Raw genomic sequence first — 19,257 nt, forward strand, 5'->3', positions numbered from 1 at the left:
TCCCTCCTTGTTGTCCCCTTGAGTTTTGGAGACCCCCGTGCTGCCCGGAGATCCCGGCACCGCCCCCGCCGCACCCAAGAGCATCCAGGAGCAACACGCCGCCCTGACCGACGCCGAGGAAAAGATCAGCCCGCTGACCTTCCCCGAGCCCTCGGTCTCACCCGAGTACGTGAACGCGATGGCCTCGGGCCTGCGCACGGTGGGTGGCTCGATCAGCGAGACCGGCAACAGCATCACCGGAGCCTGGTCGGGGCTGCGTGAGTACTACTCCGCCCCCGAGAGCGAGACCCTCTACGAGGTCCTGGACCCGGTGGCCACCGACGGCGAGGAGGTCTCCGAGGCCCTGGCCAGCGCGGCCACCGCCTTGGAGACCTTCGCTGAGAACGTCGAGAGCATCAAGGAACGCTGGGCCTCCCTGCGCACCGAGGCCTACGAGCTCCTGGGACGCATCGAGGCCGAGGGCGAGGACTGGGACAAGGCCGACGGCGTGAAGGGGTTCTTCGGCGGCGAGAGCGGCCTGGTCGCGGAGAACGCGGCTCTGGTCTCCACGGGCGAGAAGATCATCGAGGACTACGCCGAGTACGAGACCGCCTGCGCTGACGCGATCAACAAGGACGTTCCCGAGCGCACCAGCTTCGCGAAGATGCCCGAAGGCGATGTCGAGCTCGACCCGAACGTGTTCTACCACGGCTACGAGCAGGACCTGTCAGAACTGGCCACCGAGTGGGGGTCCGCGCCGGCGGACACCGACCACGGCTGGTGGGTCGATGCCGGGGCCGCGGTGTGGGACTTCGGTGTGGGTGCGGTCGAGGACACCGGCGCGATGCTGGGCTTCCACTCCTCGGAGGGGTGGTTCAACCAGTCCTGGGGTGATTCGCTCAAGGAATACCACATGGACAACCTCCAGTCCGCGGCCTCTCTGGTGGGGTTGTACGACAACGAGAGTGGCGAGTTCGGACTGGCCAGCAAGGACAGCGTCAAGGGCGCGTGGAAGGATCTGGCGCACTCGGTGGTGCCCTGGGAGGAATGGGGGGACCGCCCCGGTTATGTGATCGGCACCGCCCTGCTCAACATCGGGGCGACCGTGGGTGGTGCGGCTCTGACCGCGACCGGCGTGGGCGCGGTGGTGGGTGTGCCGCTGATGGCCTGGCGCGGGATGGCCATCGTGGACGGCATGGGCGGTTCCGGCCGCGGTCCGGATGTGGATCTGCCCGACCTCCCGGACATGCCCACGAACACACCGATCAACGCGCAGGTCGACTCCGGCCAGATGGAGATTATCAAGGCCTACATGGACCAACTGGTCAACCCGGTCTATGCAGATAGCGGGGATCTGGGCGGGGGGACCTCCCACAGCGGGTCCGAAGGTTCCGGAGCCGGTCGTGTTGGTGTCTCGAACTCGCAGCAGCAAGGGGATTCCTCTGGAGTTCCCGCCTCACACAGGCGTAACGGTGAGCAGGGCGAGGCGACGGCCGAAGAACTCCGGGTGTTCAACGAGTTGATGGAGAACGATCCTCAGCTGAAAGAGCGACTGGAGGAGCACGAGCCTGCCTTCAGGGAGCTTGATTCCGGTGACGGCAGCTGGACAGGAGGAAGTGGTGCGAGCCGCCCTCTGATGGATGGTTCTCCCGGTGGGGCGCACAGGTCCATGGAGGCTGACTCTGACCCCCATCAGGATCAGCGGGTCGATCTGAGCGATACGAACGAACCGGGGTCGAGGCCGCGCAGCGGTGGTGACTCGACCCATGCCCCAGCTTCCGAGCACAGTCGTGGCCCCGTGGCGGTACTGGAACGGGAAGGCGGCGGTTCCGGGGGCGATGGTCCCAGTGGCCGTGATGGCCAGGACAGTTCTTCCCGGATGACGGAGGATGGACAAGGCCGTACCACCACGGCCGGTGGAGCACTCACAGGGGGTGGCCCTTCCTCGGGTGGGCCAGGTGGGTCGGGCCATGGTCCTGACGCAGGGCAGGGCTCCAATGACGGTGGGGACCAGAACGGATCCCAGGACGACGGCACCAACACGGGTGGCTCTCGAGACGGTGACCATGAGGGCAACCCCTGGGACCAGGAGTGGAACAACGACAAACTCGACAAGCGCTATCGGGCTCCGGTTGTACCAGAGGCGCGCACACATCCCCTCAAACCTGGTGACAGTGGCCCTCCTTCCTTCCCTGAGGACGGCAAACGTTTCGCCGTGGATGAGAGGCTGGAGCCGAACTCGGTATGGGACGTCGAGGGGAGAGGGAAGTTCTACACCGATGGCGATGGGAAGATCTTCCACATCGACACTCACCCCGGAAACAAAGTTGACACCAACCCGGAGCTGGAGAAACCCAGGAAAGACACGAAATACGCTGTCGATGTTATTGAACACCCGGGGAAAAAATACCATTACGAGACGGACAGCGAGGCGAGAACCACACATGCCCATGGCGAGCTCCAAAGGCTGAGGTCGAGTGCAGATGAAGGCGGAATGAGCCTCAAGGAAAAGAATGAATTCTACAGAATAGACGACCAGACGGATGCCGGACACAAAGGGAAAGAGGAGTATCCTGAGAATGATCCTTACTACCACTTTGAGAAATGGGATGGCGGCCATTTCTTTGGCACGGGATTCGGTGGAAGTGGACACCATCTAAACCTTTACGCTCAGCTGCGCGAAGTGAACCAGATCCGCAAGAACACAGACGAGTCGAACAATTTCTACCGCCTGGAAAAGAGTTGGCGAGAACTCCTTGAGAACGAGAACAACAATGTGAAGGTCACCTTCGAAGCTGAGTATGCTGGCTCGAGCAAGGTGCCAGTCAGTGTAACCGTCAAGCACAGCGTGAACGGCGGGGATCCGGTGGTGACAATTTTCGAGAACACTCCAGATGTCAAGATCGAAGGCCAATCCAGGCGAAAGTACGGAGAGCGATTTCCCTCTGCCGCGGGGTCTCTTTTGGCTGGAGGGGCCCTCATCGGCGCTGGCATTTCTGGAGAAGCTTCAGAAGATCAAGATGCAGGACATCCTCATTCAGATCTTCCTCTACAGGCACAGTAGGCGATAGGAAAATTTATGACCATGGAACCAGAAGAACAGAATGCCGCACTTCAAGAATTCGGGCAAATACTTCTAGGGATAACCCCAGGAGAATGGAATAGAATCACTCTGAGCTTTGCAATTTGCCACCGCGTGAGCACTTATGAGATTAAGGTTTTGGCTCCCAATGGCACCGCCTCGCACCCTACAATCCCAAGCAATGCGATCGCAATTCTTAAGGATTTGCGGGTGGGAATGTATCGAGAAGGCCTCGGTGCGTGGTTCAGCATGAGTTATGAAATCTCCAGCGATCTCCAATTCTATGTGAATTACGATTACGATAGTGAACCTAATTTCAGTTTCGACATCGATCCGTACAGCTACTACAGGGACCTGGAGAAGTTCCCTCGGAATGAGGGTAATATTCCAGATTGGCTTCGGGAGAAGCTCCGCCTGGCAGAACAGGGAGAGGATTGAATCGTCGCCCCTGACTGAGGTTTGATTGTTCTCGTCGGAGTGGGTGGGATCCTATGAACAGTAGTTTCGGAAGTTCGGCATAGGTGCCACCGGCAACAGCATCACCGAATGGCCGTCGCCTTGTTTGAGCTGGGCCAGCATTGGACCGCTACGCTAACTCCAGCGGCCATTGACTGGCTCTTTCTATGTCTTCACAACCATCGATAATCAAGCGGTGGCCATTCATATGTCCGGCGATTCCCAGATCGAGAGCTCCTCATGGTTCCATCTCAGAAAATTCGTTCTAGACCAGAGCAAAAAGGAACTACAACTGGAATAATAGTGCAGCAGGACCCATTCAGATAACTGCACGTGCCTCCGGATTTACCGAGAACCTCACGGGACCGACGACACGACCCCATGCATCCAGTTCCGGAGCTGGTAGGCCTGTTCTAGCGCCCTCATGCTCGCCTTCCAGTATGAGCACTAACAGTCGCAGATAATGGCGCCCGCGCCCGGTTCCCCGTATATCTTCCCAAGCGATTTCATGAATCCCGCACAGCAGGAAAAATCACCACCATTGGCAAGTCGATCTTCCAGGCAGTGCCTCCTGGATGGATCGAGGCTGAATGTAAGCATGTTGGCCTCGGAGTCGCCGGAGAATGCTTCTTTCGAACTCGCGTCGAGGGTGAGGATTTCCGGGAAGGATCTGCGCCCTCGGAGGCCGCCCTCGCGTTCATGGACCTACGGGAGGGAATGCACAAGGATGACGTCAGAACTTGGTTCTCTGCGACCTTCCGAATTTCAAACAACGGTGACTATCGAGTTGAGTACGACTACGACAACAAGCCAGAATTCTCGAATCCGCAACCAAGTGATCTGGAGTTCCTGAACGAGCAGAGGTACTATCCACGCTCCGAGGAGAAAAAACCGACTGGTTCAAAGAGGGCATACGTCGGCTTCAGGAGAAGTGACCTCTGGTAAGGCAGCCTCTCAGGAGCGTCAATCCACCTGACCCGCTGCTCCCTGCGACCCTGTGCCTGGCGGCCCGTACTCCAGACCGATACCGCGCGCCCACAGGCGGGTCGCGGTTTCCACGACCACCTCGGGGTCGTGCTCCTCGCCGTACAGGAACAGCATCCGTGCGGTGTGCTCCACCATCCCGCCGAGCATGCTCGCGGTGGTCTCCACGTCGATGTCGGCCGAGGCCAGCCCCTCCTCCTGGAGGCGGCGGGTCCCCGAGGTGATCCGGTCGACGAAGAGCCCGCGGATCTCCAGGAAGAGGGTGCGGAAGTGCGGGTGGCGCGGGGAGACCTGTTCGATGACCTGCATGATCCGCGCGTTGTCCCGGTAGGCGGCCAGGAAGCGCTCCGTGGCGTACCGGATCCGGTCCACCGGCGCGGTGCCCGGAGGCGCGGCAGACCGGGCGGCGTCGAACATCTCCCCGGCCACACCCTTGGCGACCTCGTGGAAGACCTCGTCCTTGGAGTCGAAGTAGGTGTAGAAGCTCCCGTAGGCGATCCCGGCCCGGCCGGTGATCTGCGCGATCCTCGTCTCCTCGAACCCGCGCTCCTCGAACTCCTCGCGGGCCGCCTGGACGAGGGTGCCCCGTTTGCGCCGTCCGCGCTCCGTGGGCGGCCGCCCGGCCAGCGTCTGCTTTCCCACTCGTACCCCTCCTCGTGGTCAGCGCAGGGGAAGGAACTTAGCGATGACCTCGTTCATGATCTCGTAGGTGCCGCCTCCGATGCTGAACACCCTGGCGTCACGGTAGTGGCGCTCCACCTCGGTGCCGCGCATGAACCCCGTGCCGCCGTGCAGCTGGACGGCGTTGTCGACCACGTAGTCCATGGCCTCGGTCGCGGTGTTCTTGGCCATCGCCACCTCCGCGATCAGGGGCTCGCCGTCCTGCAACCGCTCCGCGACCCCCCGCACGTACGCGGTGGCGACCTCGGTGCGCCGGTGCATCTCCACCAGCCGGTGCCGCAGGACCTGGCGGCGCGACAGCGGCCCGCCGAAGGCCTCGCGTTCGCGGACCCATTCCAGGGACAGGTCGACGCAGCGCCGTGCCATCGCGCAGGCCTGTACCGAAAGGCCGATCCGTTCGCCGGCGAACTGGTGCATGATCTGGAGGAAGCCCTGGTCCACCCCGCCCACCAGCCGGTCGGCGGGGACCCGGACGTCGGCCAGGGAGAGTTCGGCGGTGTCCGAGGAGCGCCACCCCATCTTGTCCAGCTTGCGGGTGGCCGTGAACCCGGGGGAGCCGCGCTCCACGACGAAGAGCGAGATCCCCTCGTGCCCGGTGTCCGAGGTGCGGGCGGCGACCGTCACGAAGTCGGCCCGGTAGCCGGAGGTGATGAAGGTCTTCGCCCCGTTCAGCACCCACTCGTCGCCGTCACGGACCGCGCGGGTGCGCAGGTGGGCCACGTCCGAACCCGCGTCGGGTTCGGTGATTCCGAGTGAGCAGACGAGCTCACCGGCCAGGGCCGGGCGGACGTAGTCGCGCATCAGGTGTTCGCGCCCGTCGGCGACCAGAGCGGGAAGCGCGATGGTGTGCGTGAACAGCGAGGCCAGGACCCCGGTGGGCACACCGGCGAGGACGGCTTCCTCGGAGACGACCAACTGGTCGAGCATCTCGCCCTCCCCGCCCGCGGACTCCGGGTACCCGAGCCCGAGCAGGCCCAGTCGGGCCGCCGCCCGGTGCAGGTCACGGGGCAGTTCGCCCTCGTCCTCCCACCGTTCCACATGGGGAAGGACCTCCTTGGCCGCGAAGGCCCGCACCGTCTCCCGGAGCGCGGCGCGTTCCGGGGTGTTCCAGCGGTCCGTGCCGGGGGTATCGGTCGCGGTCATGTACGCACACTCGCATCCGTTTCGGGGGGGGGCGGCCCGGGCGGCGCTCCGGGTTCTGGCGACCCGACCCCTGGGAGAGTCAGGTCACACTTTGCTATGGTGCGCCGAACATGACAAGTCAGTCAACATTTGTCGGGCGGGGCCGGAGGACCGGCGGCTGCCCCCCGTGAGGAGTCCCCGTGGTCGACGCACAAGCCCTGGTAGCGGACCTGCGCGCGGAACAGGAGGACTTCGCCGCGCTGCTCGACGGACTCGACGCCGCCGACTGGGCCCGGCCGACCCCGGCACCCGGCTGGACCATCGCCGACCAGGTCGCCCACCTGGCCTTCTTCGACCAGTCGGCGCTGACCGCCCTGACCGACGCGGACGGGTTCGCGAAGATCGTTGAGGCGGCCGTGGCCGACCCCGAGGGGTACGTGGACACAGCCGCCGCACCCCTGGCCGCGCTGCCCCCGGACACCCTGCTCGCCGAGTGGCGCGCTGCCTCGGCCGCCCTCCGCTCCGCCCTGGCCGCGGCGCCCGCCGGGACCCGCGTGCCCTGGTTCGGCCCGCCGATGAGCGTGCCCTCGAAGGCGACCGCGCGGCTGATGGAGACCTGGGCCCACGGCCAGGACGTGGTGGACGCCCTGGGCACCACCCGAGAGCCCACCGAACGCCTGCGGCACATCGTCCACATCGCCCTGCGCGCCCGCCCCTACAGTTACTTCGCCCGCGGCCTCCCGATGCCCGAGGCGGCGGTCCGCGTGGAGCTGACCTCGCCCGACGGCGGACTCTGGAGGATGGGCCCCGAGGAGGCCCGTGAGGTGGTCCGCGGCGACGCGGAACAGTTCTGCCTGGTCCTCACCCGCCGCCGCCACGTGGCCGACACTTCCCTGACCGCCCATGGCCCGGCTGCCCAGGAGTGGCTCCGGGTCGGCCAGACCTACGCGGGCGGCCCCGGCGAGGGCCGCGAACCGGGCCAGTTCTCCGGCCGGACCGGGTCCGGGCGAGACTGACCGGACGGCCTGCCGGACGGCAGGCACCAGGTCCTTCCGATGTTGACCACCCTGTCAGGTCCCTACTCCGCTCCGTGGAGGGGGCTGCCCGCCGAAGAAACCGGCGATCGGGGGAGCATCCCGGTTCCCGCCCGTTCCGGCCCCGTTGGCCCCGGCGGGCTCAGGACTCGGACCGCATCGACTGCATCAGGGATTCCAGGAGGGGCCGGAACTCCTCGTCGGAGGTGAAGAGCGAGATCTCCCTCTTCTCGTCGTCGACGGTGATCGCCACCTCTCGCAGGTCGGGGAGGTCGCTGCCGCGCGAGTCGGGGTGCCACCAGTACAGCTTGTCGCTGACCGGCTTGTTCGTGTCGGCTGCGTACCGCTCGGCCAACTCCTGGAGGTGCTCCATGGCCGTGACGGGGTTGCTCCGGCCCAGGACGTGCGCCACGACCACCGACGGGGAGGGGAGCACCACGAGGGCACCGTGCGGGGCCTCGCCCAGGTAGCGGTCGAGGACGTTCAGGTGGGCGAGGGTGTACTCCTGGTTCCCACCGCCGATGTGCACGATCGGGGTGTTGAGGAGGTCCGTCTCGGAGACCTCGAACGGTTCCTCCAGGGAGTTGGCGACGGCCGCCTCCAGGGCCCGCTCCTCGGTCATGCCGCCCAGCTGTTCGCGCCTGAGCACCAGCATGCTCTCCGGGTAGTCGACGACGACCACCAGCCGCAGGTCCGAGGTGAGCGGACGTGAGACCAGCGTCGGGAGCGCCTCCTCGGGAAACGACGACTCGGGGCGGACGCGGACCCGCAACCGGTCCTCGGAGACCGAGGTCTGGACTCCCCGGGCGTAGTCGCGCTCGAAACCCTCCACGTACTCGACCGCGTACCGGGAGACGGCGTCCCCGTCGAGGCCCTCGGCGGCCGCGAGGTACCGGTGGGCGTGGAGCGTCCTCTTTTCGGCGTCCCCGAGGAGGGCCACGGTGTCGGGATCGGTGAAGTGGGCGTCGTGCCCCCGTTCGGACAGTGCGGCGAGCAGGGCCCGCCTGGTGTGGTCGTCGGACCGGGGCGGGTAGTGCGTGCCCAGCGGGATGCCGCGCTCCCGCATGTTGCGCATCATCGCGAGGACCACCTGTTCGGCCAGCTCGGGATGCCTCTCCTCCGGGTGGTCGGCGAGCTGGGCGATGGGTTCGGTGTAGTCGATGACCGTGGTCCCGTAGCCCGGGAGTTCGACGCCCAGACCGGCCGGGGGAACGATCTCGACCTCGACCCGCGCCCTGGTGTAGGCATCGACGAGGAGGGCGAGGAAGGTGTTCGTGTGTGACATACCGAGGTGGTCCTCCGACTACCCGCGCGGTGCGGATGCCTGGTGGTTGGTGGTCGGGGTGAGCGGCGGGGGCCACAGGAACGTCGTTCCGGGCCTCCGGGAAACCGGCCCCGTCAAGCTACCGGGTCCCGGAGAGGACCTTCTTCTGGAGGGCATCCAGCGGGCCCTGGCGGAAGTGGCGCTGGACCGGGCCCACGGAGGCGCCGAGTTCGTCGGCGACGTCCACGAAGGTGGTCATGGCCGGACCCGTGCACAGGAGGGCCTCGGCGACCTGGCGCCTTCTCTCGTCGTGGTCAGCGGTGCGAGGCATACAAAAACATGAAGGAGAATGTGTCATCTTCACAAACCGTAGCCGCTTGCAGCCGCGCCCCGCGACCGGCATGGCTCCGGAGCCTCCTCCCGGAGCCGTACCGGTCGGACATGCCCCGATAATGCGGGGGTGACGTGCCCCGAACCGGAGGGCACGGAGGTCTCGGGAGGCGGCGTGAGCGGAGGCGGACGGGGTTCGGAGCGTGCCCCCCGGCCCCTCGTGAGCCGGAGGTCCCTGCTGGCCGGCGGGGGTGTGCTCCTGGGCGGCTCGGTGGCGCTCGGCGCCTCGGCCCGGATGTCGCGGGAGCGGTGGGACGTGGCGGTGGTCGGCGCCGGGGTGGCGGGGCTGTCGGCCGCGCGCAACCTGGCCGACCACGGGCTGTCCGTGGTCGTGCTGGAGGCCCGCGACCGGATCGGCGGCCAGCTCCACACCGACCACTCCTTCAGCTCGGTCCCGGTCGAACTGGGAGCCGGACTGATCCACGGCAGGGAGGCCTACACCTGGGAACTGGTGGATGCGGTCGGGGCCGAGACCGTCCGGGTCCGCGCCGGGGCCGGGGCCGGCTCGCCCCTCCGGACGCCGGGTTCCGCCCGCGACGACGAGGACGCCGCCTCCTACCTGCGCAGGATGGGCGTTCCCGAGGACCGGTGGCCGCCGGTGGCCGTCGACAACGAGCCCCTGGAGCGGTGGAGCGCCGTCTGGATGCGCGAGTACGGGATCTTCGACTGGTGGTCCGCGCCACGGGAGGACTTCCGGGTGGTCGGCGGCTACGACACCCTCCTGCCGCCGCTCTCCAACGGCCTGGACATCCGTCTGGAGCACGCGGTGCGCCGAGTGCGCTGGTCCGGCCGGGGTGTGGCACTGGACGTGTCCGCCCCGGGAAGGGGAGGCGGCGGAACCGAGGTGCGTGCCGACCGGTGCGTGCTCACCCTGCCGATCGGGGTCCTCAAGTCCGGTGGCGTCACCTTCGACCCCGTGCTCCCCACCGGGCACAGTGACGCTGTCCGCGCCCTCGACCGCACGGACGCCCTCAAGCTGGTGTACGAGTTCGACCGCGCGGTCTTTCCCGCCGACGAGAACCTCCTGGGGTGGGGCGAGGGGTCGGGCTTCGTGTTCTGGTGCCTGTCCAGGGAGGCCCCCGAGGTGGTCGTGGCCTGGGCCGCGGGCGAAAGCGCCCGCGAACTTCTGGCGATGCCGCCGGGCCGGAGGTTCACCGCCGGGCTGGCGGCACTGGCCGAAACGCTTGGCGAGGGGGTCCCCGAACCGGCCGCTCGTACCACCCATGACTGGTCGGCCGACGAGTTCAGCCGGGGCGCGTACCTGTTCGTGCCGCCGGGGGCCCATGACGCGCCGGACGCGCTGGCGGAGCCCCTGGAGGGGGTTCTGTACTTCGCGGGTGAGCCGACCACCGGGGAGAACACCGTGGACGGCGCCTACGCCAGCGGGTACGACGCCACCGACGCCCTGGTCGCGGAGGTGTGAGGCCTTCCGCCGCCGGCCGCCTAGACTTGTGCGGGCACCGGCGCGGCACCCTCCCGGGCCAGATTCAGTCCGATATGCCTGAAATAACCAGTTGTGATGCAATATCCAGTGGGTTCGTGACCCGTGAGGGCCCCGGCACCGCGCAACAGCACAACAAGCAGAGGGAGGTTGGCGATGACCAACCGCGCGTACGTGATCGCAGGGTCGGAGGCCACCGGCGGCGCCGGAATCCAGGCCGACCTCAAGGCCTTCCAGGAACTGGGCGTCTACGGGATGGGGACGATCACCTGCATCGTCTCCTTCGACCCCGGGAACGACTGGAGCCACCGCTTCGTCCCGGTCGAGCCGGGCGTCATCGCCGACCAGATCGAGGCGGCCACCGCCTGCCACGACCTCGACGTCGTCAAGATCGGCATGCTCGGCACCCCGGACACGATCGACGTGGTCTCCGAGGCGCTCCAGCGGCAGCCGTGGCGGCACGTGGTCCTCGACCCGGTCCTGATCTGCAAGGGCCAGGAGCCCGGCGCCGCGCTGGACACCGACAAGGCCCTCACCGCGCAGATCCTGCCGCTGGCCACCGTCATCACCCCGAACCACTTCGAGGCCCGCACCCTCGCCGGAATGGAGTCCCTCGACACCGTCGACGACCTCGTCGAGGCCGCCCGCCGCATCCGTGAACTCGGCCCCGCGCACGTGGTCGTCAAGGGCGGCACCGAACTGCCCGGACCTGACGCCGTCGACGTCTACTTCGACGGCGAGGAGGTCACCGTCCTGAGCGCACCCAAGATCGGGGAGGAGCGCGTGAGCGGCGCGGGCTGCACCTTCGCCGCGGCGATCACCGCCGAGCTGGCCAAGGGCGCCGAGGTGGGCGAGGCGGTACGCACCGCCAAGGCCATGGTTCGCGAGGGCATCGCCGAACGCCTGACCACACGCGCACCCTTCGCCTCCGTCGTCCCGATCGCGCCGTCCGAGGCCTAGGCTCCGCCGCCCGGGGTATCGTCCCCGGCCGTCGGGAGGGACACCTCACTCCCGCGACATCCGTGGCCCCGGAGATGATTCAACCGCCCGCGGAACGGACAGGGATCCCGGTAGAACCGATCGAAGGAGGCTCCCATGTCCGAAGAGGACAAGGCTGAGAACAAGTTCGACGAGTTCAGGGGCAAGGCCAAGGAGGGCCTCGGCAAGGCCACGGACAACGAACAGTGGCAGGCCGAGGGCAAGGCCGAACAGACCAAGTCCAAGCTCAAGCAGGCAGGTGAGAAGGTCAAGGACGCCCTCACCCCGGACAACGGCCCCAAGAAGGGCCAAGGCTAGTCCGGAACAGGACTCCGAGGGGGAGGTCCCGTGCGCGGGGCCTCCCCCTCGTGTCGCGGGAGGTCGGGTTCACGGGGGTACCGCCCCGCTTCCGGGCCACCCCGGCCACGCGACACCCGGAACCGGGTTCTCAGGCCCGCGGCTCCTCCGGCGCGGTGTCGCCCAGGGAGAGCAGCAGCTTGCGCATCAGGGCGGCGAGCTGGTCCCGTTCGGCCGTGTCCAGCCCTTCCAGCAGTCTTGCCTCGTTGGCCACGTGCCCCTCCACGACCCGGTTCACCAGGTCCAGCCCCCCACCGGTGAGGCTGACCAGGACGCGGCGGCGGCTGGCGGGGTCCGCCTGGCGCTGGACCAGTTCCCTGCGGACGAGGCGGTCGACCCGGTTGGTCATGGCAGCCGAGCCCACCATCATCATCCGCACCAGCTCCTTGGCGGTCAGCTGGTAGGGGGCGCCGGACCTCCGCAGTGTGGCCAGCACGTCGAACTCCCAGCGCTCCAGGTCGTACTCCGTGAGGAGTTCGCTGACCCCCCGGCCCAGGATCTGCTGCAGGCGGTTCGTCCGCCCGACGACCCCCATGGGTGAGGTGTCGAGGTCGGGTCGCTCACGGGCCCATTGGGCGAGGAAGAGGTCGACGGCGTCGTTCATCCGGCGATCATAGCGCCGCGCCCTTGACGGGCCGGACCCCCGCACATAATCTTTCGACATCGAACAATTAGACGTCGAAAGGTAATCCCGTGGCGCCTCCCACCGTCACCCAGGTCATCCGGACCCGGCGCAGCATCCGCCGTTTCCGCCCGGACCCGGTCCCCGAGCACCTCCTGCGCGAACTCCTCGAACTCACCCTGGAGGCGCCCTCCAGCTGGAACTTCCAGGCCCGGTCCGTGGTGGCCGTCCGAAACCCCGCCAACCGGGAGGCGCTCTCCCGAGCCGCCAACGGTCAGCGCCAGCCCCGCGAAGCACCCCTGACCCTGGTCTTCCTCGCCGAGGCCGAGGGGTGGCGCGCGGACCTCAGCGACGTCTACGCGAGAGCCCGGGAGAACCGGGCCTGGGACGAGGACTTCGTGCGCAGCACCGCCACCCACGGGATCGAGTTCCAACGCGACCTGGCCGCACGCGGCCTGGCCCGCGAGTACGCGGTCAAGGACGCGATGATCGCCGCGACCCACGCCATGCTCGCCGCCACCGCGTTCGGGCTGGCCACCTCGCCGATGAACGGCTGGGACGAGGCCGAGGTGCTCAGGGCGGTCGGCGCCGGCCACCGGGACGACCTCGCCGTCGCCCTCCTGCTCTCCGTCGGCTTCCCCGCCGAGGAACGCCGCCACCCCGGCAGGCGCCCCCTCGCCCGCCTCGCCTTCGGCGAGCGTTACGGGGAGGGGCTGTGACCGGCCGCGGCCGTGTCGCCGCGGACTCCCTGCTCACCGTGCTCGCCCCGGCGATCTGGGGGAGCACCTACCTGGTCACCACGGAGTTCCTCCCACCCGACCGCCCGTTCCTGGCCGCGATGGTCCGTGCCCTGCCCGCCGGGCTCCTCCTACTGCTGTTCACCCGGTCCCTGCCCTCCGGCGTGTGGTGGTGGCGTTCGCTGGTCCTCGGCACCCTCAACATCGGCGCCTTCCTCTACCTGCTCTTCGTCGCCGCCTACCTGCTCCCGGGCGGGATCGCCGCCCTGGTGATGTCGGTCCAGCCGGTCATCGTGCTGCTGCTGGGGGCCCTGCTGCTGCGCCAGGCGGTCCGGCCCGCGCACCTCCTGGCCTGCCTGCTCGGCGCCGCCGGGGTCGGCCTGCTCGTGGTGGGTCCCGAAGCCGCCCTGGACCCGGTCGGCGTCCTGGCCGGACTGGCCGCCGCGGTCTCCATGGGCACCGGCATCGTGCTCACCAAGCGCTGGGGCCGTCCCGCGGGGGTGGGCCTGCTGGGCTTCACCGGCTGGCAGCTCACCGCGGGCGGGCTAGTCCTGCTGCCCGCCACCCTCGTGCTGGAGGGGCTGCCGGCCTCGGTCACCGCGGTCAACCTGGCCGGGTTCGCCTACCTTGGGCTGATCGGCGCGCTGCTCTCCTACGCGCTGTGGTTCCGCGGCCTGGAACGGCTACCCGCCCTGGCGGTCTCCTTCCTGTCCTTCGCCAGCCCGCTCACCGCCACCGTCCTCGGCTTCCTCGTGCTCGACGAGACACTCACCCCCGTCCAGGGGATCGGCGCGCTCGCCGCCGTCGGGGCGGTGCTGCTGGTCCAGTTCACCGCGCACCGGCCCCGCCCCGCGGCGGAACCCGACGGCGCCCCCGGGTCCGGTGCCCGCGGAACAGGAGGGTCCGGAGCCCCGACCGCCCGGAGGCCCGGGGCCCCGGAGGTCGCAGCCCGATAGGGGCCCTCCCCCGGGCTCCGGGGGGCGTCCGGCCCGCGCGGCAGCGGTACCGTCCCCCCTCGGTCAGCCGATCGGGAGGAAGCCCAGGCGCAGGTGGTGGCGCCCGGCGGGCAACCGGTGCTCGGGAAGGACGCCCGGACCGCAGGAGGCCGAGCCCAGGCCGTGGTGGGCGAGGTCCAGTCCCAGGTGGATCCGGTCCTGCGGGGACAGCTCGTGCGGGTGCTCGGCGGCGTCCAGGGCGCGGTCGTCCCAGCGCCGGGCCGTCAGGGCGAAATCCGGCCCGCCCTCGATCCGCAGGCCCGCCCCGTCCGGTCCGCGGAGCTCGGCCCAGCGGACCCCCATCCGGTTCCCGTTCTCCTGCGGGCGCAGGTAAGGGGTCTGCAGCCCGTCCACGGTGTCGAGGAACCGACCGACCCGCACGCCCTGCGCCATGTCCCGGTACGCCTCCCCCGGCCCGTACCCGAACCACTCCACCTCGCCCAGTTCGGCGGGGACCGTCAGGGCGAGGCCCAACCGCGGCAGCGGGCAGATCCACTCCCCCGTCGCCTCCGCCGTCAGGTCCAACCACAACCGGTCACCGTCACCGGTCCACCGGTAGACCACCTCCATGCCCAGGTCGCGGGCGGCCGGGGCGACCCGGGTACGCACCATCAGGGCGTCGGGTTCCGTCTCCACGGCCACCCGCCGTTCGGTGAGCCTGTCCAGGCCGACCGCCCGCCAGAGGGAGGAGACCGCCACGCCGTGCAGACCGTCGTCGTTGTCGGTCGGCGCCCGCCACAGGTTCAGTCCGGGAGCACCCACCGCCACACCGCCCACCGACCGCAACAGCCCCGTCCGCGGGTCGAACACCCCCGGCCCGACTCCGAGCGTCCCGCCGTCCACGACCGGCGCCGAGAGCGGTTCGGTCAGGCCTCCGGCCACGGAGCCCTCCGTGACCGGAGCGGTGGCGGGGGGAACGGCGCGGGCCTGGGCCCAGGCGACCTCGTGACCCGTTTCGGCCCAGGCGCACCCCTCGGTCAGGTGCGCGGAGACCGTCAGCCAGCTCTCCTGCCCGGTCGCGCCCCCGGCCGCGGTCGGCAGCGCGACCACGGCCTCCTCCCCCGGCCCCAGCGCCGGTACCGGTAGGAGGCCCTCCGCGGTCAGGACCCCTTCCGCCTCCGTCCGCCAGCGGAACTCCAGCCCGGAGGTGTCCAGTACCTCCTGGCCGTTGACCACCCGGACCGTGCCGCCGCCGGCCTCCGCCGCCGCGTCCGTTCCCGCACCCGGCGCCGTTGCCGTTCCGGCCCCGGGCTCGACGGTGATCCGTACCGGGGCGAAGGTCCGGGCCAGGGCGGTCAGCCCCGGGCTCGGAGTGCGGTCGGGGAACAGCAGACCGTCCGCCACGAAGTTGCCGTCGTGCAGTACCTCGCCGAAGTCGCCGCCGTAGGCGAACCACTCCGTGCCGTCCGCCTCCCGCCGCCGCACCCCGTGGTCGATCCACTCCCAGACGAACCCGCCCTGGCAGCGCGGATACCGCTCGAACAACCGCTGGTACTCCTCAAGACCGCCCGGGCCCGGGCCCATCGCGTGCGCGTACTCGCACAGCACGAACGGCAGGCCGCGCCGGTGTGCGTCGGCCTCCGGGTCCTCAGTGCGGGGTTCGCGGCCCTGACCGATCGCCTCGACCTCGTCGTGCGGGGCGTACATCAGTGAGTACACGTCCGCGTAGGAGCTGTCCCGGTCGCCCTCGTAGTGCACAGGCCGGGTGGGGTCGTGCTCGCGCGTCCACTCCGCCATCGCGCGCAGGTTCTCCCCGGTGCCCGCCTCGTTGCCCATCGACCACAGGATGACGCTCGGGTGGTTGCGGTCCCGCGCCACCGTGCGCCGTATCCGGTCCAGGTAGGCGTCCCGCCAGCGCGGGTCGTCGGAGGGGTTGCCCCGCCAGTCCACCACCTCGAACCCGTGCGTCTCCAGGTCGCACTCGTCCACCACCCACAGCCCCAGCTCGTCGCAGAGCTCGAGGAAGTCCGGGTGCGGCGGGTAGTGGCTGGTGCGCACGGCGTTGACGTGGTGCCGCTTCATCAGCAGCACGTCCTCGCGCATGGTCTCCCGGGGCACCGCCCGGCCGTGGTCGGGGTGCCACTCATGGCGGTTGACCCCTCGCAGCAGCAGGGGGACCCCGTTCACGCGCAGTCGCCCGCCCTCGGTGTCCACCGTCCTGAAGCCCACGCTCAGCCGAACCCGTTCCCCCGGTGCGACGACCTCGGCCTCGTACCGGCGCGGGGCCTCGGCCGACCACGGTTCCACCGGGCCGACCTCGTGCACGGTCCCGGTCCCGGCTCCGAGGAGACCCAGTTCGGGCAGGTCGACCACGGTCTCCGCGGAGCCCACGACGTCCACCCGCAGGGTGCCCGTGCCGGTCCGGTGGTCGTAGTCGGCGCGCACCGTGACGTCCTCGACCCCCTCGTCCGGCCGGGACAGCAGGGTGACGTCGCGGAAGATCCCGGACAGCCACCACATGTCCTGGTCCTCCAGGTAGCTTCCGGCGGACCACTGGTGCACCCGTACCGCCAGGACGTTGCGCCCCGGCCGCAGCAGGTGCCCCACCTCGAACTCGCTGACCAGTCGGCTTCCGGTCGCGAAGCCCACCTCGGCCCCGTTGAGCCACACCCGGAAACAGGAGTCCACCCCGTCGAAGCGCAGCACGGACCCGCCCGCGCGGGCCCCCGCCCCGGTCTCCGTCGGCCAGTCCCCGGGCAGGTCGAACTCCCTCCGGTGGTCGCCGGTGGGGTTCTCGTCCGGCACGTGCGGCGGATCGAGCGGGAAGGGGTAGTGGATGTTGGTGTACGCGGGGGCGCCGTAACCGTGCATCTGCCAGTGGGAGGGGACCGGCAGCGCGTCCCAGGCGGAGTCGTCGAAGCCCGGCTGCTCGAATCCGCCGGTCCCGCTCTCCGTTCCGTCGGTGGCCTCCGGCAGCAGCCGGAACCGCCACGTGCCGTTCAGTGCGAGTTCCGGGGCGTTCGAGGACAGCCGGGCGCGCGGGGCGCGGGCTCCGGCGGAGGGGGTGAAACCGTCCAGGTAGGCGGCTCTGGTCCCGGGCCTGGGACCGGTGTGCGCGAAGGACACTCAGCTCTCCCTTGGGGGTACGGCCTGCGCCGGGTCGGGGTTCGGCGTCCGGCGGCCGGACCGGTTCGGAACGTCACGCGCCCGTGAGCACCGCCACAGGGAAACACCCACATAGTCAACACTTCACCCGGCACCTGTCAACACTTACAAACAATAACCAACAAGCAACCAGTCAAGATCCAGCATTGACAACACAAACAAACATCAGGACACTACTTTCGAACAAGAACCAACAGAGCCAACCGCCTTGGGAGACGGATGCTGGCCGCACAACGGCAGGAGCTGATCCTCGAACAGGTCCGGCGGGACGGGGGCGTGCGCGTCACCGAGCTCGTCGAGGCCTTCGCCGTGTCGGACATGACCATCCGGCGCGACCTCGACACCCTGGAGGGCCGCGGTGAGCTGCGCAAGGTCCACGGCGGCGCCGTAGCCCCCGAGGGGGCGCGCACCGAGGAGCCCGGGTTCGAGGCGAAGTCGACGCGGCAGTCCGGGGAGAAGCACGCGATCGCCCGCGCCGTCGCCGGTCTGATCCGACCGCACAGCGCCGTGGGGCTGTCCGCCGGAACCACCACCGCCCTGGTCGCCGAGTACCTGCACCAGACCCCCGGGCTGACCGTCATCACCAACTCGGTCCACGTGGCCGAGGTGTTCTACCGCTCCGAGCGCACCGACCAGACCGTGGCCCTCACCGGCGGTTTCCGCACCCCCTCGGACGCCCTCGTGGGGCCGATCGCCCTGGCCTCCGTGCGAGGGCTCAACCTGGACGCCCTCGTCCTGGGCGTACACGGCATGCACGAACGGGCCGGGTTCACCACACCCAACCTGATGGAGTCCGAGACCAACCGGGCCCTGGTCGAGTCGGCCGACAGCCTGGTGGTCGCCGCCGACCACACCAAGTGGGGCACGGTCGGCATCAGCACCATCGCCCCGCTGGACCGCTGCGACGTACTCGTCACCGACGAGGGGCTCTCCCCCGCCGCACGCGACACCCTCCAGGACCGCGTGGGCCGCCTCGTGGTCGCCGAAGTCCCCCGGGAGGACCGATGAGGAAGACCTCCGCGCACCTGGCCGACGGCCGGGAGATCATCTACTACGACGAGGACGGCGGCACCCGGGTGCAGGCCCCGGACCTGCGGGAGCTGCCGCCCGCCGCCCCGGGCTCCGAACTGCGCTGGGACCCGCTCAGACGCGAACAGGTGATCCTCGCCGCCCACCGCCAGGGCCGCACCCACCTGCCGCCCAGCGACGAGTGCCCGCTGTGCCCCTCCGGAGGCGACCGGCTCACCGAGGTGCCCTCGTCCTCCTACGACGTGGTGGCCTTCGAGAACCGCTTCCCCGCCCTCAGCGGCACCGAGGGCCGGTGCGAGGTGCTCTGCTTCTCCTCCGACCACGACACCTCCCTCGCCGGGCTCGGCCCCCGGCGCCTGCGCACCATCGTGGACGCCTGGGCCGACCGTACCGAGGAGTTGTCCGCCCGGCCCGGAGTGAAGCAGGTGTACGTCTTCGAGAACCGGGGCCCGGAGATCGGGGTGACCCTGCACCACCCGCACGGGCAGATCTACGCGCTCCCGTTCGTCACCCCCCGGACCGAGCGCGACCTGGACTCGGCCCGCCTGCACCGGGCGGAGACCGGGCGCGACCTGTTCGCCGACATCCTGGCGACCGAGGCCGCGGGGCCCCGGGTGGTACTGGCCAACGAGCACTGGACGGCCTTCGTGCCCGAGGCGGCCCGCTGGCCGGTGGAGGTGCACGTGTACCCGCACCGGGCCGTGCCCGACCTGCCCGCCCTGGACGGGGCCGAGCGCACCGCGCTGGCCGAGCTCTACGGCGACCTCCTCGGACGGGCGGACCGGCTGTTCGACGGTCCGCTGCCCTACGTCTCCGCCTGGCACCAGGCGCCCGTCGACGACCCCGGGCTGCGCGGGCTCGCCCGGCTGCGCCTCGAACTGTTCTCCGTGCGGCGCGCCCCGGGCAAGCTCAAGTACCTGGCCGGGACCGAGTCCGGCGCGGGTGTGTTCAGCAACGACGTGGCCCCCGAGACCACGGCCCGACGACTCAGGGAGGCCTGA

17 protein-coding genes are annotated in these 19,257 nt (G+C 69.2%); 11 read left to right on the forward strand and 6 right to left on the reverse strand.

The features are described 5' to 3' along the window. The first annotated feature begins 37 nt into the window (after positions 1-37). The 3 genes from IE195_RS01560 to IE195_RS01570 all read left to right on the forward strand — a co-directional run bounded on the left by IE195_RS01560 (position 38) and on the right by IE195_RS01570 (position 4,462). On the forward strand, positions 38-3,043 hold the full coding sequence (locus IE195_RS01560; protein WP_191267128.1) for a DNA/RNA non-specific endonuclease: 3,006 nt from the start codon (positions 38-40) through the stop codon (positions 3,041-3,043). A 15-nt stretch (positions 3,044-3,058) separates the two neighbouring features. Continuing rightward, entirely contained in the window at positions 3,059-3,499 is a 441-nt protein-coding gene (locus IE195_RS01565) for a hypothetical protein (RefSeq protein ID WP_225942558.1), read from the forward strand. A gap of 582 nt (positions 3,500-4,081) precedes the next feature. Next, the gene (locus tag IE195_RS01570; protein WP_191267134.1) at positions 4,082-4,462 is read left to right on the forward strand and encodes an immunity protein YezG family protein; all 381 of its coding nucleotides are present in this window, start codon (positions 4,082-4,084) and stop codon (positions 4,460-4,462) included. Between the two features lie 18 nt (positions 4,463-4,480). On the opposite strand, the gene IE195_RS01575 is transcribed toward IE195_RS01570, so the two are convergent. Both IE195_RS01575 and IE195_RS01580 read right to left on the reverse strand, forming a co-directional pair. Next, the gene (locus tag IE195_RS01575; RefSeq protein WP_191267140.1) at positions 4,481-5,143 is read right to left on the reverse strand and encodes a TetR/AcrR family transcriptional regulator; all 663 of its coding nucleotides are present in this window, start codon (positions 5,141-5,143) and stop codon (positions 4,481-4,483) included. 18 nt (positions 5,144-5,161) lie between these two features. Then, positions 5,162-6,325, reverse strand: coding sequence for an acyl-CoA dehydrogenase family protein (locus IE195_RS01580; RefSeq protein ID WP_191267150.1), 1,164 nt, complete (start codon positions 6,323-6,325; stop codon positions 5,162-5,164). Positions 6,326-6,504: 179 nt separating this feature from the next. Here IE195_RS01580 and IE195_RS01585 point away from each other — a divergent pair, with 179 nt between their 5' ends. Next, entirely contained in the window at positions 6,505-7,320 is an 816-nt protein-coding gene (locus IE195_RS01585; RefSeq protein WP_191267152.1) for a TIGR03084 family metal-binding protein, read from the forward strand. 160 nt (positions 7,321-7,480) lie between these two features. On the opposite strand, the gene IE195_RS01590 is transcribed toward IE195_RS01585, so the two are convergent. After that, positions 7,481-8,623, reverse strand: coding sequence for a hypothetical protein (locus tag IE195_RS01590; RefSeq protein WP_191267154.1), 1,143 nt, complete (start codon positions 8,621-8,623; stop codon positions 7,481-7,483). A gap of 118 nt (positions 8,624-8,741) precedes the next feature. Beyond that, the gene (locus IE195_RS01595) at positions 8,742-8,933 is read right to left on the reverse strand and encodes a hypothetical protein (protein ID WP_225942559.1); all 192 of its coding nucleotides are present in this window, start codon (positions 8,931-8,933) and stop codon (positions 8,742-8,744) included. A gap of 174 nt (positions 8,934-9,107) precedes the next feature. Between IE195_RS01595 and IE195_RS01600 the strand changes: the two genes are divergently transcribed. From IE195_RS01600 to IE195_RS01610, 3 genes are all read left to right on the forward strand, one after another. Next, the gene (locus tag IE195_RS01600) at positions 9,108-10,415 is read left to right on the forward strand and encodes a flavin monoamine oxidase family protein (RefSeq protein ID WP_191267159.1); all 1,308 of its coding nucleotides are present in this window, start codon (positions 9,108-9,110) and stop codon (positions 10,413-10,415) included. Between the two features lie 174 nt (positions 10,416-10,589). Continuing rightward, the gene (thiD, locus tag IE195_RS01605; protein ID WP_191267168.1) at positions 10,590-11,393 is read left to right on the forward strand and encodes a bifunctional hydroxymethylpyrimidine kinase/phosphomethylpyrimidine kinase; all 804 of its coding nucleotides are present in this window, start codon (positions 10,590-10,592) and stop codon (positions 11,391-11,393) included. Positions 11,394-11,528: 135 nt separating this feature from the next. Continuing rightward, on the forward strand, positions 11,529-11,729 hold the full coding sequence (locus IE195_RS01610) for a CsbD family protein (protein WP_191267170.1): 201 nt from the start codon (positions 11,529-11,531) through the stop codon (positions 11,727-11,729). Between the two features lie 130 nt (positions 11,730-11,859). On the opposite strand, the gene IE195_RS01615 is transcribed toward IE195_RS01610, so the two are convergent. Next, positions 11,860-12,372 carry a MarR family winged helix-turn-helix transcriptional regulator gene (locus IE195_RS01615; RefSeq protein WP_191267172.1) on the reverse strand — a complete coding sequence of 171 codons (513 nt, stop codon included), beginning with the start codon at positions 12,370-12,372 and terminating at the stop codon, positions 11,860-11,862. Positions 12,373-12,461: 89 nt separating this feature from the next. Here IE195_RS01615 and IE195_RS01620 point away from each other — a divergent pair, with 89 nt between their 5' ends. Next, positions 12,462-13,109 carry a nitroreductase family protein gene (locus IE195_RS01620; protein ID WP_191267174.1) on the forward strand — a complete coding sequence of 216 codons (648 nt, stop codon included), beginning with the start codon at positions 12,462-12,464 and terminating at the stop codon, positions 13,107-13,109. After that, a complete protein-coding gene (locus IE195_RS01625) occupies positions 13,106-14,083 on the forward strand; it encodes an EamA family transporter (RefSeq protein WP_191267178.1) in 978 nt (325 codons plus the stop codon). The genes IE195_RS01620 and IE195_RS01625 overlap by 4 nt, the downstream gene beginning before the upstream one ends. A gap of 63 nt (positions 14,084-14,146) precedes the next feature. On the opposite strand, the gene IE195_RS01630 is transcribed toward IE195_RS01625, so the two are convergent. Next, positions 14,147-17,188: a glycoside hydrolase family 2 TIM barrel-domain containing protein gene (locus tag IE195_RS01630; protein ID WP_191267180.1), complete on the reverse strand. Its 3,042-nt coding sequence runs from the start codon at positions 17,186-17,188 to the stop codon at positions 14,147-14,149. Positions 17,189-17,446: 258 nt separating this feature from the next. Between IE195_RS01630 and IE195_RS01635 the strand changes: the two genes are divergently transcribed. Together IE195_RS01635 and galT are read left to right on the forward strand one after the other, a co-directional pair. Further along, complete coding sequence (locus tag IE195_RS01635) at positions 17,447-18,235, forward strand: DeoR/GlpR family DNA-binding transcription regulator (RefSeq protein WP_191267183.1); 789 nt, start codon at positions 17,447-17,449, stop codon at positions 18,233-18,235. Next, positions 18,232-19,257 (forward strand): galactose-1-phosphate uridylyltransferase, encoded by a 1,026-nt coding sequence (gene galT / locus IE195_RS01640; protein WP_191267187.1) that lies wholly within the window; start codon positions 18,232-18,234, stop codon positions 19,255-19,257. The genes IE195_RS01635 and galT overlap by 4 nt, the downstream gene beginning before the upstream one ends.

The organism is Nocardiopsis terrae (genome assembly GCF_014651695.1).
GTDB classification, from domain to species: domain Bacteria; phylum Actinomycetota; class Actinomycetes; order Streptosporangiales; family Streptosporangiaceae; genus Nocardiopsis; species Nocardiopsis terrae.

Bases quoted from the DNA above. Each gene is read 5' to 3' on its own strand.
- IE195_RS01565 (WP_225942558.1), top strand. From the start codon at position 3,059: ATGACCATGGAACCAGAAGAACAGAATGCCGCACTTCAAGAATTCGGG.
- IE195_RS01580 (WP_191267150.1), bottom strand. From the start codon at position 6,325: ATGACCGCGACCGATACCCCCGGCACGGACCGCTGGAACACCCCGGAA.
- IE195_RS01590 (WP_191267154.1), bottom strand. From the start codon at position 8,623: ATGTCACACACGAACACCTTCCTCGCCCTCCTCGTCGATGCCTACACC.
- IE195_RS01595 (WP_225942559.1), bottom strand. From the start codon at position 8,933: ATGCCTCGCACCGCTGACCACGACGAGAGAAGGCGCCAGGTCGCCGAG.
- thiD (WP_191267168.1), top strand. From the start codon at position 10,590: ATGACCAACCGCGCGTACGTGATCGCAGGGTCGGAGGCCACCGGCGGC.
- IE195_RS01610 (WP_191267170.1), top strand. From the start codon at position 11,529: ATGTCCGAAGAGGACAAGGCTGAGAACAAGTTCGACGAGTTCAGGGGC.
- IE195_RS01615 (WP_191267172.1), bottom strand. From the start codon at position 12,372: ATGAACGACGCCGTCGACCTCTTCCTCGCCCAATGGGCCCGTGAGCGA.
- IE195_RS01635 (WP_191267183.1), top strand. From the start codon at position 17,447: ATGCTGGCCGCACAACGGCAGGAGCTGATCCTCGAACAGGTCCGGCGG.
- galT (WP_191267187.1), top strand. From the start codon at position 18,232: ATGAGGAAGACCTCCGCGCACCTGGCCGACGGCCGGGAGATCATCTAC.